The following is a 15,189-nucleotide window of genomic DNA, read 5'->3' on the forward strand; positions in this document are numbered from 1 at the left end:
AAGCTCTTTCCGGCAGTGCCCCCTCGGGTTCTGCCGTTGATTCACCGATCAGGCGGTAACCATGACGTCCCAGAGTAATTCTCCCACTCCAGACCACCAACCCAGACCCTGGATCGACCTGCTGGTCAGTATCATCATTCCCTCGGTGATTCTGATGAAGTTCAGTGGTGACGAACACCTCGGCAGCGTCAATGCGCTGATCATCGGCCTGGCGTTTCCCCTGGGCTGGGGCCTGTTCGAGCTGGTGCGCTACCACAAGAAAAACTTCATCGCCTTGCTGGGCCTGATCAGTGTCGGCCTCACCGGCGGCATTGGTTTGCTGGAACTGGATGCCGGCTGGCTCGCCATCAAGGAAGCGGCCGTGCCCGCCGTCATTGGTCTGGCGGTACTGGTGTCTACGCGCACCAGGTACCCCCTGGTCCGTACTCTGCTTTATAACCCGAATGTGCTGGACGTGGACAAGATTCAGGCCTCACTGGAAGAAAAGAACTGCGTGGAGGAGTTTGAAGGGCGGCTACTTAAGGCCAGCTATTTCTTTGCCGGCACCTTCCTGTTCTCGTCCATCATGAATTATGTGCTGGCGAAATGGATTGTGGTGAGCCCTTCGGGCACCCAGGCCTTCAATGAGGAACTGGGCCGCATGACCCTGGTGAGCTATCCGATGATTGCCATCCCCTCCATGGTGATGATGATGCTGATCTTCTATTACCTCTGGCGCACCATCCGGCGCCTGACGGGGTATACCCTGGAAGAGGTTATGGCGCCACATCTGATTGAAAAGGAAAAAGAAAAGGAACGGAAGAGGGCAGAGTCAGGGTCCTCGAAATAGGTTATTACAACACCGGTTTCCGGGTTCCCCGGACACCCATAAAAAAACGGTGGCATCCACAAGGAGCCACCGTTTTTTATTGCCAACAAGGTTTGTCTGATCAGATATCCAGGTTGGTCACTTCCAGCGCGTTGCTCTGGATGAAGTCCCGCCGTGGCTCCACATCATCCCCCATCAGTGTGGTGAAGATCTGGTCAGCGGCAATCGCATCCTCAATGGTAACCTTCATCATCCGGCGGGTTTCCGGATCCATGGTGGTTTCCCACAGCTGGTCCGGGTTCATTTCACCCAGCCCCTTGTAACGCTGGATGTTCAGGCCACGCTGGGCTTCCTTCATCAGCCACTCCAGGGCGCCCTCGAAGGACAGCACAGACTGCTTGCGCTCGCCACGCTGGATGTAGGCGCCATCCTCAATCAGCCCCTCCAGGGTCTCGCCCAGACGGGCAATGGCCCCGTAGGACGAAGACTCGAAGAAGTCATGACTGAACACATGCTCATGGGGAATGCCATGCACAAAGATGGTGACTTTGGGCAGGTACAGGCCCCGTTCCTCATCGCGGGTAACGGAGAAGGTGTACTTGGTGCCCGTGCGGGTATCCAGATCCAGACCTTCACCCAGGCGCGCCACCCAACGGGCCACTTCAGCCTCTTCCTTCAGGTGTTCCGGCTTGAGCGTACTGTTGTAGACCATCTGCTGCAGTACCTTGGCCGGATAGGCCCGGGACAGGCGATCGATCATCGCCATCACTGCCTGATAATCCTTCACCATGGTTTCCAGGGCGGAATCCTTGATGGCCGGTGCTTCCGGGTTCACATAGAGCTGGGCGCCTTCCAGGGCCGTCTGGGTCAGATAGGCTTCCTTCGCCTTCTCGTCCTTCAGGTATTGCTCCTGTTTGCCACGCTTGACCTTGTACAGTGGCGGCATGGCAATGAACACATGGCCGCGCTCGATGATTTCCCGCATCTGGCGGAACAGGAAGGTCAGCAGCAGGGTACGGATGTGTGAACCGTCCACATCGGCATCGGTCATGATGATGATGGAGTGATAACGGAGTTTGTCCGGGTTGAACTCTTCGCGGCCGATGCCACAACCCAGTGCCGTGATCAGAGTGCCAACTTCCGCGGAAGACAGCATCTTGTCAAAACGGGCTTTCTCGACGTTCAGGATCTTACCTTTCAGGGGCAGGATGGCCTGGGTCTTACGATCACGGCCCTGCTTGGCACTGCCACCCGCAGAATCACCCTCCACAATGAACAGTTCGGAGAGGGCAGGGTCTTTTTCCTGGCAGTCCGCCAGCTTGCCGGGCAGGCCGGCAATGTCCAGGGCGCCCTTACGGCGGGTCATATCCCGGGCCTTACGGGCTGCTTCCCGGGCACGGGCCGCTTCGATCATCTTGTTAACGATCTGCTTGGCTTCGTTGGGTTGCTCCTGCAGGTACTCCGCAAAGCTCTGATACAGTTCCTGCTCCACCGCCGTCTTCACTTCCGAGGACACCAGCTTGTCCTTGGTCTGGGAGGAGAACTTGGGATCGGGCACTTTCACACTGATGATAGCGGTCAGGCCTTCCCGGGCATCATCACCGGAGGTCGCTACCTTGGCTTTCTTGCCTAGGCCTTCATGATCAATGTAGTTGTTCAGAGAGCGGGTCAGTGCTGCCCGGAAACCGGCCAGGTGAGTACCACCATCCCGCTGGGGAATATTGTTGGTGAAGCAGTAGATGTTTTCCTGGAAGGCATCGTTCCACTGCATGGCCACTTCTACCGCAATGCCATCTTCCCGCTCACGGTTGAAATGGAAGACACGGTTGATGGCCGTCTTGTTGGTATTCAGGTGCTCAACAAAGGCCCGCAGACCACCTTCATATTCAAAAATCTCCTCCTTGCCTGAACGCTCATCCGTCAGGCGGATACGCACACCACTGTTCAGGAAAGCGAGTTCCCGCAGGCGCTTGGCCAGGATGTCGTAATGGAACTGGATATGAGTGAAGGTTTCCGGCGAGGGAATAAAGTGAACCTTTGTACCGGAGGCATCGGTTTCACCGACTTCGCCCAGGGGCGCATTGGGCACGCCGTGGGTGTAGCTCTGCTCGTAGACCTTGCCATCCCGGCGGATGGTGAGGGTCAGCGAGGAAGACAGGGCGTTGACCACAGACACACCCACGCCGTGCAGACCGCCGGAGACCTTGTAGGAGTTGTCGTCGAACTTACCACCGGCGTGCAAGACGGTCATGATGACCTCGGCGGCCGAAACACCTTCCTCTTCATGAAGATCGACCGGGATACCGCGACCGTTGTCTTTTACGGTAATGGATTCGTCCGGGTGGATGATGATGCCGATTTCAGAACAGTAACCGGCCAGAGCCTCATCGATGGAGTTATCCACCAACTCAAAGACCATGTGATGCAGGCCGGTGCCATCGTCGGTATCACCGATGTACATACCGGGCCGTTTACGCACCGCGTCGAGTCCTTTGAGGACTTTGATACTGGAGGAATTGTAGTTCGATTCACTCATTAAAAGAGACTCCTGGAGGTGAGCCCAGCCCTGGCGACACGATCATTCGCGAACCCGCCAGGCTCAGCTATTCTTCCGTCAATTGTCCATGTTCCACGTGGAACATTCTGTATTCAGGTGTATCCCCATCGTGCCACAACGTGTCCGGTTCCGGATGCTCAATGGAGGTGATAAACACCTGACAACGCAGTTCCTGTAAGTTGCGAGCCAGCATAACGCGATGTCGAACATCCAACTCGGCGTTGATATCGTCCAACAGAAACGTCACCTGTTTGCCAAGATCACTCAACACCTTGCCCTGAGCAATCTTCATCAGGATCACCAGTGTCTTTTGCTGCCCCCGCGAGAACGTTTCCGCCACCGGACGACCACCAAACTTCAGGCGGATATCCGCCCGGTTCGGGCCGTATAAGGTGTGACCCATACGACGTTCCTGTTCGCGATGGTTAACCAGTACTTCGGTCAACGCTGTGCTTCGATCCCAGCCCGGGTAGAAGTCCATCTTCAGACCTTCCACCCAAGGCGCATCCAGCTCCGCCAACACCGATTCAAAAGCGATCTTGAAGCGATGGAAGACAGTTTCGCGGATGTCACTCAACGACTCCGCCAAGGCGCCGTACTGGGAATCCCAGACCCGCATCAACGATTCGTCCAGTCTACCATTTCTCAGCATTTGATTCCGCTGTGACGTGACCCTCTGAACCTGTTGCCACAGGGCAGAAAAGGAAGGTTCCACGTGGAACACTAACCAATCCAGAAACTGTCGGCGTTTGCCCGGACCACCGGCAACAATGTCGAACACACCGGGATCAATCACCGAGACCGGAAGATGCATCGCCAGAAACGAAAGACTGCGAACCGCCTCACCATCTACCCGCAACTGGGTTTCCTTGAGGCTGACATCCCGGGAAATGCCAATCCTGTGCTCAACCTTTTCTGAAGACGCTTGCGCCAACAGACCTGAATCCAGTGCCCCGAAGACAGTCAGCTTCGACTGCCCGTGGGCCACCACTGCCTGATGCCGGCTGACCCGAAACGACCGGCCAAGGCCAAGATAACCAATTGCCTCCAGCACACTGGTTTTACCACTGCCATTGGCGCCATAAAGAAGATTGAAGGACGGTGAAAATTCTACAGGCGCAGATAACAGGTTTCGGAAATGCTGTGTCTGGAGTTTGACTAACGCCATGGGTAAGGGAGTGCTCAGGCTGAAAATTCGGACGACCAAAACGAGAAAGGGCGATACCGTTTCCGATATCGCCCTAGTGTACTAGAAACCCCGGTAGACCGGTTAATGAAGCATGGTTAGCCGTTCGTCCATGAACACATCCATTTCTGGCGCCAGGATGTGAACATAGCGGTCGAAATACAAGAACTGCTTGAGCAGCAAGGCGAATTCACGGGGGAAATGCAAACCGTGACTTTCGCCAACCTTTACCATGTCCATCAGGATATTATTCACGTCGTCCTCGGCCCGTTCCACTTCATAGGGCACATCATCCGGCACCATGCGATCCATCTGACGATACAGACGCTGAAGATCAGCAGACAGATCGTCCACCCGCACGGTATGCCGGGTAACGCCAATCCGGATCATGGCGTCAGCCATACCGTCAAAATTGCCCACCATAATCGCCGAAATGAAATCGCTCACGGCCTGCCAGGTATCCGGCCTGATCCGACCGACAATGCCGAAATCGATAAAACCAACGCGACCGTCCTCAAGCACCATCAGGTTACCGGCATGAACGTCTGCGTGAAAAAACTCGCACTGGGTCAGGCTGGCGAACCAGGTATTCATGGCGGTAATCAATGTCCGCTCCGGATCCCGGGAAAAGCCTCGAATACTTTCCAGATCCGTCAATGGAACCCCATGGAACCGCTCCATAGTCAGAATCCGGCGAGTACTGCAATGCTCGTACACCCGCGGCACCGTCGCGTCTTCATTGTGGGTGTTCTGCAGAAATTCCCGGAACACTTTCAGGTTGTTGGCCTCTTTGATGAAATCGCACTCTTCCATCATGGTTTTCTGAATTTCATCCACAATGCCGGACATGGAGGTCCAGGAAAGTTTCGGGGCCAGCGTCTCGAGCATTCGGGCAGACAGGTAAAGAAAGTTGAGGTCCGTCAGAAGAATGTTTTCCACACCCGGCTTCTGAACCTTGATCACCACTTCTTCACCCGTTACCAGGCGAGCAGCATGAACCTGGGCAATGGATGCCGAAGCCAGAGCAACCGGATCAATTTCCGAATACACCTGATCAATAGGGCGACCAAGCTCGTCCCGGATGATCTTCTTGATTACGCTGAAGGGAAGGCTCGGGGTTTTGTCGAGGCAGAACTGGAACTCCTCCACATATTCCTTGGGGAAAAAGGTCGGTGAGCTGGCAATAAACTGTCCCAGCTTGATGTAGGTTGCGCCCAGACTTTCGAAGGTCTGCCTTAACAGTTTCGGGGCAGGGGGCCGATCGCCCCGAACCCAGTTTACCCCGGTGCGGCCAAGCACAGATAGGGTCTGACCGATCCTGAACGCGCCTTTGATTCCATTCGTTACAGCACCCATAGAGCCCTCCAAACCTGATTACAGTCGCATCGGCATGACAACATACAGGCAACGGTTGTCGTTCTGAGCCTCAATCAGCGCACTGCTGTTGGGATTCGACAACGTAATCTTCACCTGGTCATCATCCAGTGCATTCATGACATCCACCAGATAGCCTACATTAAACCCGATCTGCAGTGATTCGCCCTGATACTCTACCGGCAACGCATCTTCGGCCTGTTCCTGATCAGGGTTATTGGCGAACACCTGCAACTGGTTGGGAGAAAGGTTCAGACGCACACCACGGATATTCTCGTGCGACAGAATGCCCGCCCGCTGCAGGGTACTTTTCAGCGTTGAACGATCAGCCAGTACGGTCTTGTCACCGCCCCGCGGGATCACCCGGTTGTAATCCGGGAACTTGCCTTCAATCAACTTGGAGGTAAAGGTATAGCTGCCCACCGTCGCCCGCAGATGATTGTCACCGATGACCAGCGTAACCGGCGATTCTTCATCATCCAGAAGCCGGGCCAGCTCCAGCACACCTTTACGAGGCACAATAACCTGCCGCAACTCTGGACACCCGGTATCCAGATCGAACTGGGCCATGGCCAGACGATGACCATCGGTAGCAACAACCCGGGCATGATTAACATCCACTTCCAGCAACAACCCGTTCAGGTAATAACGCACATCCTGCTGGGCCATGGCGAACGCAGTGGCATCCAGCATGCGACCGAGCTCTTTCTGTGGCAATGCCAGGCGGAAGCTTTCCGGCTCATCTTCGACATTGGGAAAGTGCTCCGCCGGCAGCGTCGACAGGGTGAAGTGGGAATTTCCGGCGCGCAGATGCAGACGATCGCCTTCCAATGCCAGATCGATAGGCGCCTCATCCCCCAGGGCCCGGCAGATATCCGCCAACTTCCGCGCCGGAACCGTGATACGACCAGGCTGATCCACATGGACTGGTGCTACCCGAGCCACCAGCTCCACTTCCATATTGGTACCGGTCAGTGTCAGCGTATTGTCTTCCGCTTCCAGCAGGACGTTGGACAACACCGGCATGGTCTGTTTCTTTTCCACAACGCCCGCGATGCTTTGCAGCGGGGTGATCAGTGATTCACGGCTGATGGTCAGTTTCATGGCACTCGGCTTCAGTTATCGGAAGTGAATGTATGTGTTGTTCGTACGGGCCACCTTCAATCAGGTGGTCAGCAATCTCATAAAATTCTGATAATCCTCACGGATACCGGGATCGGTTTCCTGCAATTCAACAATCTTTTTACAGGCATGCAGAACGGTGGTGTGGTCACGCCCACCGAACGCGTCGCCAATCTCCGGCAGGCTATGGTTGGTCAGTTCCTTGGCCAGGGACATAGCCACCTGGCGCGGCCGGGTGACTGTGCGAGTGCGGCGTTTGGACAGCAGATCCGCCACCTTGATCTTGTAGTACTCAGCCACCGTTCGCTGGATATTATCGATGCTCACCTGCTTTTCATGCAGGGCCAGAAGATCCTTGAGGCTCTCACGGATAAACGGCGGGGTAATCTCCGAGCCAGTGAAGTGAGCATTCGCTATCACCAGACGCAGCGCCCCTTCAAGCTCACGAACGTTTGATCGGATTTTCTGTGCAATAAAGAACGCGGCCTCGCTGCTGAGTTTCACATTGGCCTGTTCCGCCTTCTTCATCAGGATCGCCACCCGTGTTTCCAGTTCCGGAGGCTCGACCATCACCGTCAGGCCCCAGCCAAAGCGGGATTTCAGCCGCTCCTCCATATCAGAGATTTCTTTCGGGAAACGGTCACAGGTCACGATCACCTGCTGGCCACCTTCAAGCAGCGCATTAAAGGTGTGGAAAAACTCCTCCTGAGAGCGTTCCTTGCGGGCAAAAAACTGGATATCGTCAATCAGCAGCGCATCCACCGACCGGTAATAGCGTTTGAACTCATTGATGGCATTCAGCTGCAGTGCCTTGACCATGTCGGCCACAAACCGTTCCGAACGCAGATAGGCTACCTTCGCGCGCGGGTTGCGACGCACAATCTCATTGCCAATGGCATGCATCAGGTGGGTTTTACCCAGGCCCACGCCGCCATAGAGAAACAGCGGGTTGTAGGCACCACCGGGGTTTTCTGCCACCTGCATGGAGGCAGCCCGGGCCAGCTGGTTCGATTTACCCTCGACAAAGGTATCGAAGGTAAAGGTTTCATTAAGAAAACTCTGGTGTTTGATATCACCTTCTACCTGCACCGGACGGCGCTCGGCCTGGGCCTTGGGTGCCGGCGCAGACATCGCTCTTGGTGCTGAATCCGCAACAGTAGCCGCAACACTTCTTTCTTCTTCCGTAACGGTCTGCTCGGTTTCTTCCGAGACCCGGACCGGCGGCGCCACTTCGGAGCGAACCACCGGATCTGTGGGCTTGGGCGCAGAGCCCACTTTCATCATGACTCGTGGCGCCTGACCACCATTCAGATCCTTCAATACTTCTTCTATACGGCGGAGGTATTTTTCATTGACCCAGTCCATCACAAACCGGTTCGGGGCAAACAGCATGAGCTGCCCCTCCCGGTGATCAGACTGAAGGGGTCTCAACCAGGTATTGAACTGCTGTGCGGGAAACTCATCCCGGAGTACTTCAAGACATTGATGCCACATACTGTTCGGCACGACCGCCTGCTCCCGAAAACCTGACTGATAAGGCACCGTTAAACCAACGCCAACCGGTGCCTGAAGTGACCGGAGATTCTAACCTGCACGAGCCTTCAGTAAAAGGCCGGAAACCTTTGTCATAAACACCCTGTGGAAACTTTTCTTTATATTTTTCAGATTGTTTCAGACATATCTACAGCCTTGTGTACAGAAAATGCCTGAAAAAAAGTTATTCACAGAAGCTTGTGCAAACCCGGGGTTCAGTCCTGTGGGAAAGATCTTGACGGATACTTGCATAACTCAGTTCACCATCACCTATCCCACTTGTGCACAATCCGTGATGACGAAATCCACAGGGCTCACCGGTATCTGTCACAAGCTTTGTCATGGCGTTAATTTCATGATTACTAATATGAATTTTACCTTATCCACAGAAATCAAGGTGCCTAACAACAGTAATAAATATCTTTGAAAGAATTTTAAAAAGACCTTACAGATTCTATTACTCGCCATGTCGGTTAGTACCCATGCCAGAATCTTGCCTGACCAAACCATAACCATTGAACTTGCACCCGTATTTGACTAGAATGCCGCTCCTGTTTTGGCTGTCTATTTTCCAGCCACTGATCAATGTCCATCGACGATTTGTGAGAACATCACCATGAAAAGAACATTCCAACCGAGCGTCCTGAAGCGCAAGCGCGTTCACGGTTTCCGTGCCCGTATGGCGACAGCCAATGGTCGCAAGGTACTGTCTCGTCGCCGTGCCAAGGGCCGTGCACGCCTGTCTGCGTAATCTGAAGCCTGCCTCATGAAGGCCTTGACGTTTCCGAAGTCTCACAGACTGTTGAAACCTTCGGATTACAGCAGGGTCTTCAATGACGTAACGCTGAAAGTTCCGCACAGGAATTTTCTGATCCTGGCCTCTGCCAATTCATTGGGACACGCCAGGGTCGGATTGATCTTCTCCAAGAAGAATCTTCGGCTCGCCGTTCAGAGAAACCGGATCAAGCGTCAGGTAAGGGAAACCTTCCGGCTCCAACCAGATCTGCCAGGCCTGGATATCATTGTGCTCGGCCGCCAGGGGCTGGATCGGCTGGATAACGATACGGTCCGTTCCTCACTGAATGATCTTTGGCATCGGGTAAAGAAAAAATACCGGCAGTCCACGCCTGATCAATCCGTCGGCAATCCCAGAGGTACGGAGTAATGCGTCAACTCCTGCTCTTGCCCATCCGGTTCTACCAGTATGCCATCAGTCCGATGATGGCCAGCCATTGCCGTCATTACCCTACCTGTTCACAATACGCCGTCGAGGCCATCCAACATCACGGACCTCTTAAAGGCGGTTACCTGGCAACAGCCCGGCTACTCAGGTGTCATCCCTGGGCAGAAGGCGGTTATGATCCGGTACCGGGAACGGAACTGAATACGGCGCCTCGCTCCGGCCAGGCCTGCAATCCGACAGAAAGCACTCATTCCACTACTCAGACCAGACACTAAGTTTATGGATATTCAACGCATCGTTTTGTTTGCCGGCCTCGCCATTGTCAGTTACCTGATGGTACTTGCCTGGAACGAGGATTATCACCAGCCTCAAACAGAACAGGTTGCCGAGGCGCAATCTCCCTCAGACAACAGTGCTACCAACAGCACCGATGACATGATCCTGCCTGAGGATAACAACGCAGGCGGTGAAGAGTTTGCAACGCCGGAGACCGGCTCACTGGCGTCAACCTCCGCCAACAGTGATCAGGATCTGGCAGATCGTTTTATTACCGTGACCACGGATGTTTACGAGCTGAAGATCGACCGCGTAGGCGGTAATGTGGTTGACAGTTCCCTGTTGCAATACGACGAGTCTCTGGACAGCGAACAGCCACTGAAACTTCTGACCAATACCAGTACCCGCACCTATCTTCTGGAAAGCGGCCTGATCGGTCGCGATGGCCCGGATGGCAGCCAAGCCGGTGAAGCTCCGGTATTTCAGGCAGAAACCGGCAGTTACCAGCTGGCGGAAGGGGAAGATGAACTTACCATCAACCTGGTGTACACCACTGACAGCGGTGTAGCCATCACCAAACGCTATCATCTGGCCCGCAACAGCTATCAGATTGATGTCAGCTACCTGATCGACAACCGTTCAGAAAGCCCATGGCAAGGTAACTTCACCGGCAAGATCGTGCGTGATCAGGCGCCGGATCCGACCTCGCAGGCCAGCATGGGAATCCGGGCTTATCTGGGCATGGTGATCAGTACCCCGGAAGATCCGTATGAGAAGTACGATTTCGAGGATCTGTCAGAGAAGCGCGTCAATCAGTCCGTCACCAATGGCTGGCTGGCCTTCCTGCAGCATTACTTCCTGACCGCATGGGTACCCGAGCGGGACCAGAAAGCCCAGTTCCAGACCACCCGACGGGGTGATCTCCATGTCATGGGCTTTGTTTATCCTGCGACGACGGTAGCACCGGGTGAGACCGCAGAAGTGGGCGCCACTGCTTATGTCGGTCCCAAGATCATTGATCGGCTGGAAGCTCTGGCTCCGAACCTGGATCGCACCGTTGATTTCGGCTGGCTGTTCTTCATTTCCCTGCCGCTGTTCTACATCCTTGAATGGTTCTATGGCCTGGTCGGTAACTGGGGTGTCGCTATCATCCTGCTGACGGTGTTGGTAAAAGCGGTGTTCTTCCACCTCTCCGCCACCAGCTATCGCTCCATGGCGAAAATGCGCGCGGTCGCTCCGCAACTGACCCGGCTGAAAGAGCTCTATGGCGACGATCGCCAGCGCATGTCCCAGGAAATGATGGCGCTGTACAAGCGCGAGAAAATCAATCCGCTCGGGGGCTGTCTGCCAATACTGGTGCAGATGCCGGTGTTCATCTCGCTTTACTGGGTACTGTTTGAAAGTGTCCAGTTGCGTCATGCGCCGTTCATGCTGTGGATTCAGGATCTGTCCCAGATGGACCCGTACTTCATCCTGCCGATCCTGATGGGCGCCAGCATGTTCATCCAGATGAGCCTGAACCCGACGCCCCCGGACCCCATGCAGGCCAAGATCATGAAGCTGATGCCGCTGATCTTCACCGTGTTCTTCCTGTGGTTCCCGGCTGGTCTGGTTCTGTACTGGCTGGTGAACAACATTCTTTCGATCTCCCAGCAGTGGTACATTACCCGCAAGATCGAAGCGGAAACGGCAGGCAAGAAGTACTGATTCAACAGTGCTTCTGACCTGACAAAGGCTCCCTTGTGGAGCCTTTGTCATTTCTATTTCAGGAAAACCAAGATGCAGCCAGCGACTGACACCATTGCCGCCATCGCCACTGCCCCGGGCCAGGCCGGGGTGGGGATTGTCCGGGTGTCCGGACCCAGAGCCATGGCCATTGCCCGCACCATGCTGGGCTTTGAGCCAAAACCCCGGTACGCCCATTACGGCCCGTTCCGGGATCGGCAGGGAGAGCTCATTGATGAGGGCATAGGTCTGTACTTTCCCAACCCGCATTCCTTTACCGGCGAGGATGTGTTCGAGCTTCAGGGCCATGGGGGTACGGTGATCCTGGATATCCTGTTGCGGGAAGTCTGCAGCCTGGGCGCCCGGCTGGCCCGGCCCGGTGAATTTTCCGAAAGAGCGTTTCTCAATGACAAGCTGGACCTGGCTCAGGCTGAGGCCATTGCAGATCTGATTGAAAGCAGCTCGGAACAGGCGGCCCGCTGCGCCGTGCGTTCCATGCAGGGGGTGTTCTCCAAACGTGTGGATAACCTGGTGGAGGCCATCACCCATCTGCGCATCTACGTGGAAGCGGCCATCGATTTTCCGGAGGAAGAGATCGATTTCCTGGCCGATGGCAAGGTTGCTTCTGACTTGCAGGGGCTGCTGGAGCAGGTGCAGCAGATTCTCGGTGAAGCCCAGCAAGGCACCATTCTGCGGGACGGCATGAAAGTGGTTATTGCTGGCCGGCCCAATGCCGGCAAATCCAGCCTGCTGAACGCCCTCGCGGGTCGGGAGGCTGCGATTGTCACCGCCATCGAGGGCACGACCCGGGATGTGTTGCGGGAACATATCCACATCGATGGTATGCCGCTGCACGTTATTGATACTGCCGGCCTGCGGGACAGCCCTGACGAAGTGGAACAGATTGGTATTGCCCGGGCCTGGGAAGAAATCCGACAGGCCGATCGTATTTTGCTGATGGTGGATGCCACCACCACCGACAAAACCGAGCCCCATGAAATCTGGCCGGATTTTATTGATCAACTGCCCAGGAGTGCACCGGTGACGGTGATCCGGAACAAGGTGGATCTGTCTGGTGAACCGGTGGGTATCAGCGCCGAGTCGCATCAGACCGCTCCGGTGATTCGTCTGGCAGCAAAAGCTGCGGAGGGCCTGGAGGTTCTGCGTGAGCATCTGAAAGAATGCATCGGCTTTGCCAGCACCACCGAAGGTGGCTTCCTGGCCCGGCGCCGGCACCTGGATGCCCTGGAACGTGCCCGGGATTCCCTGCTGCAAGGCCAGACCCAGCTGGAAGGTTACGGCGCCGGTGAATTGCTGGCCGAAGATCTGCGGGCCGCTCAGGATGCCCTGGGGGAAATCACCGGGCATCTGACCCCGGATGAGCTTCTGGGGAAAATATTCAGCAGTTTCTGCATCGGGAAATAATTCAGGAAGGAGCCCTCAGCCCGCTCTGGCTCTCGGGTGTTCCCTTACGAAAACAAACAGTTTATCTGTAAAACAACGTTAAAAGCTCGGGTAAACTCCACTACTGTCTCATCGTGCCGCTGCCTGTGCAGCGGACCAAGTCATTCGTGGTAAAGGAGATAACCCGTGCGCAAGTTGGCCTCTCTGTTAGCTGCCACGCTGGTGTTTGCCGGCGTTTCTGTGCCCGCCCTGGGCTCAGACAAACTCTACATCTACACCGAGAACTTTCCTCCGTACAACATGAGTTCCACCGGCCGTGCCTTCGAGCATAACGGCGATGGCATTGATGGACTGTGCACCGAGATGGTGAAAGCGGTGCTGCAGGCGTCCGGGCTCGACTATGTCATCAAGCTCCGGAACTGGGATTACGGCTACAACCGGGCCCTGAACAAAAAGAACCACGGGATCTTCTGCACCACCTATACCGAAAGCCGGGCACCGCAGTTCAAGTGGGTAGGGCCATTGGCGAACAACCTGTGGACCATCTTTGCCCCGGCCGGCACCAACCTGCAGATCGACGATCTGGAAGATACCCGGGGTTTGCTGTATGCCGGCTATCGCGGTGACGTCATGACCGAATACCTGCTGGAGCGCGGCTACAAGGTCTCGGAGATGGAAAGCGATGACCTGAACCCGAAGCGCCTGGAACTGGGGCAGGTTGACCTCTGGATTGCGGACCAGCTGGCCGGGCCCTATTTTGCCTCCCAGCAGGATGTGGAAGGGCTGGTTCCGGTGTATTCGTTCAACAAGACCGAACTGTACCTGGCCATGAACATGGAAACGCCGGACGAGGTTATCCAGAAACTGAATCAGGGCCTGGAAACCATCAAGAACAACGGAATCTACGAGGCTATTGAGACCAAGTACGGCCTCTGATCAGAGCTTTGTTCCGTTGCAAAAGGGGAAGCCAGTGGCTTCCCCTTTTTCGTTATTGGGCCATCGCTTAACCGGTGCGGCGCAGATCCGGTGAACGAACCGGGCGCAGGGCCTCGGTATGGCTGCGATTGCCCAGAAAGTCGGGCCGCGGTTTGTTGCCGCAGAATGGCTGTTCCAGACGGTTTTCCACACTGTTGTAGACGAAGAACAGATTGCTGCGGGGCCAGGGTGACATATTGGCATTGGAGGCATGCAACGTGTTGCACTCGAATATGATCAGAGAGCCCGCTGGCCCGGTAGGCGCCTGGATGCCGTACTGATCGGCCATCTTCTGCAGGTCCTGCTCGTTGGGGACCCCCAGCTCCTGCTTTTTCAGTGAGGACTGGTAGTTGTCCTCGGGCGTGCGGCCGACACAGGGCACAAACGTTTTGTGGGAGCCGGGAATCAGCATCAATGGGCCGTTGAATGGTGTGTTGTCGGTGAGGGCGATGGAAAAGCTGACGGCCCGCATTCGCGGCATACCGTCCTCGGCGTGCCAGGTCTCGAAATCCGAATGCCAGTCAAAGCCCTTGCCGTGGAAACCGGGTTTGAAATTGATGCGTGACTGGTGGATGTAGGCATCACTGCCCAGTAGCTGGTGCACCATATCCAGCAAGCGGGATTCCCGGGTCAGTCGGTCGAAGCGATCAGACAGTTCGTGGATCCCGAAAATAGAGCGGATTTCCTGCTTGCCCGGCTCAGTAATAGTGCCTTCGGAACGCAGGATGCTGTCGTCATTCTCATAGGCTCGCAGGTCGTCCCGGAAACGTTTGACCGTTTCCTGATCCAGAAAGTTGTTGAATACCAGAAAGCCGTCCCGTTCATACCGGGCCAGTTCAGTTTCGCTCAGCGGCCCATTGTGGCGGTCGGTTCCCTGGCTGTGGATAACCGGGTCCTTGCGCTCGAAACTCTCTGCCGGGCGCTCGAGGCGGGTGGGATAAAAGTCGTCAGTACGATTGTCCATTTTCGAACCTCCTTCTTTTATACGCGAGAATGGTGATGTCTCTAAAAGTCGTTAAACCTCAGTGCATTGTGAGAAAAGTGGT

At 55.4% G+C, this 15,189-nt stretch carries 13 protein-coding genes; 7 read left to right on the forward strand and 6 right to left on the reverse strand.

Translation table 11 applies throughout. From position 1 onward, the window contains the following. Nucleotides 1-61: 61 nt before the first annotated feature. Nucleotides 62-829, forward strand: coding sequence for a VC0807 family protein (locus ACAM27_RS02485; RefSeq protein WP_011783587.1), 768 nt, complete (start codon nt 62-64; stop codon nt 827-829). Nucleotides 830-929: 100 nt separating this feature from the next. Here ACAM27_RS02485 and gyrB read toward each other — a convergent pair whose 3' ends face one another. From gyrB to dnaA, 5 genes are all read right to left on the reverse strand, one after another. Beyond that, nucleotides 930-3,344, reverse strand: coding sequence for a DNA topoisomerase (ATP-hydrolyzing) subunit B (gene gyrB / locus ACAM27_RS02490; protein WP_113879386.1), 2,415 nt, complete (start codon nt 3,342-3,344; stop codon nt 930-932). Nucleotides 3,345-3,411: 67 nt separating this feature from the next. Continuing rightward, nucleotides 3,412-4,533 (reverse strand): DNA replication/repair protein RecF, encoded by a 1,122-nt coding sequence (gene recF, locus ACAM27_RS02495; protein WP_121208023.1) that lies wholly within the window; start codon nt 4,531-4,533, stop codon nt 3,412-3,414. A gap of 102 nt (nt 4,534-4,635) precedes the next feature. Further along, complete coding sequence (locus tag ACAM27_RS02500) at nt 4,636-5,907, reverse strand: AarF/ABC1/UbiB kinase family protein (protein ID WP_114434619.1); 1,272 nt, start codon at nt 5,905-5,907, stop codon at nt 4,636-4,638. Nucleotides 5,908-5,925: 18 nt separating this feature from the next. Then, entirely contained in the window at nt 5,926-7,029 is a 1,104-nt protein-coding gene (gene dnaN, locus ACAM27_RS02505; protein WP_014419997.1) for a DNA polymerase III subunit beta, read from the reverse strand. 60 nt (nt 7,030-7,089) lie between these two features. Continuing rightward, on the reverse strand, nt 7,090-8,553 hold the full coding sequence (gene dnaA / locus ACAM27_RS02510; protein WP_011783582.1) for a chromosomal replication initiator protein DnaA: 1,464 nt from the start codon (nt 8,551-8,553) through the stop codon (nt 7,090-7,092). A gap of 643 nt (nt 8,554-9,196) precedes the next feature. Between dnaA and rpmH the strand changes: the two genes are divergently transcribed. The 6 genes from rpmH to ACAM27_RS02540 all read left to right on the forward strand — a co-directional run bounded on the left by rpmH (nt 9,197) and on the right by ACAM27_RS02540 (nt 14,104). Beyond that, the gene (rpmH, locus tag ACAM27_RS02515; protein ID WP_008940054.1) at nt 9,197-9,331 is read left to right on the forward strand and encodes a 50S ribosomal protein L34; all 135 of its coding nucleotides are present in this window, start codon (nt 9,197-9,199) and stop codon (nt 9,329-9,331) included. A 15-nt stretch (nt 9,332-9,346) separates the two neighbouring features. Next, the gene (gene rnpA / locus ACAM27_RS02520; RefSeq protein WP_011787298.1) at nt 9,347-9,745 is read left to right on the forward strand and encodes a ribonuclease P protein component; all 399 of its coding nucleotides are present in this window, start codon (nt 9,347-9,349) and stop codon (nt 9,743-9,745) included. Next, nucleotides 9,745-10,038: a membrane protein insertion efficiency factor YidD gene (gene yidD / locus ACAM27_RS02525; RefSeq protein ID WP_011787297.1), complete on the forward strand. Its 294-nt coding sequence runs from the start codon at nt 9,745-9,747 to the stop codon at nt 10,036-10,038. Before rnpA ends, yidD begins: the two co-directional genes overlap by 1 nt. A gap of 4 nt (nt 10,039-10,042) precedes the next feature. Further along, entirely contained in the window at nt 10,043-11,746 is a 1,704-nt protein-coding gene (yidC, locus tag ACAM27_RS02530) for a membrane protein insertase YidC (protein WP_222198166.1), read from the forward strand. A 72-nt stretch (nt 11,747-11,818) separates the two neighbouring features. Beyond that, nucleotides 11,819-13,189 carry a tRNA uridine-5-carboxymethylaminomethyl(34) synthesis GTPase MnmE gene (gene mnmE / locus ACAM27_RS02535; RefSeq protein ID WP_141066695.1) on the forward strand — a complete coding sequence of 457 codons (1,371 nt, stop codon included), beginning with the start codon at nt 11,819-11,821 and terminating at the stop codon, nt 13,187-13,189. A gap of 165 nt (nt 13,190-13,354) precedes the next feature. Beyond that, complete coding sequence (locus ACAM27_RS02540) at nt 13,355-14,104, forward strand: ABC transporter substrate-binding protein (protein ID WP_014423150.1); 750 nt, start codon at nt 13,355-13,357, stop codon at nt 14,102-14,104. A 67-nt stretch (nt 14,105-14,171) separates the two neighbouring features. Here ACAM27_RS02540 and thpD read toward each other — a convergent pair whose 3' ends face one another. Further along, nucleotides 14,172-15,107 carry an ectoine hydroxylase gene (gene thpD / locus ACAM27_RS02545; RefSeq protein ID WP_011787293.1) on the reverse strand — a complete coding sequence of 312 codons (936 nt, stop codon included), beginning with the start codon at nt 15,105-15,107 and terminating at the stop codon, nt 14,172-14,174. Nucleotides 15,108-15,189: the final 82 nt, after the last annotated feature.

The sequence above is a fragment of the Marinobacter sp. RI1 genome (genome assembly GCF_041155085.1).
GTDB lineage: Bacteria > Pseudomonadota > Gammaproteobacteria > Pseudomonadales > Oleiphilaceae > Marinobacter > Marinobacter nauticus.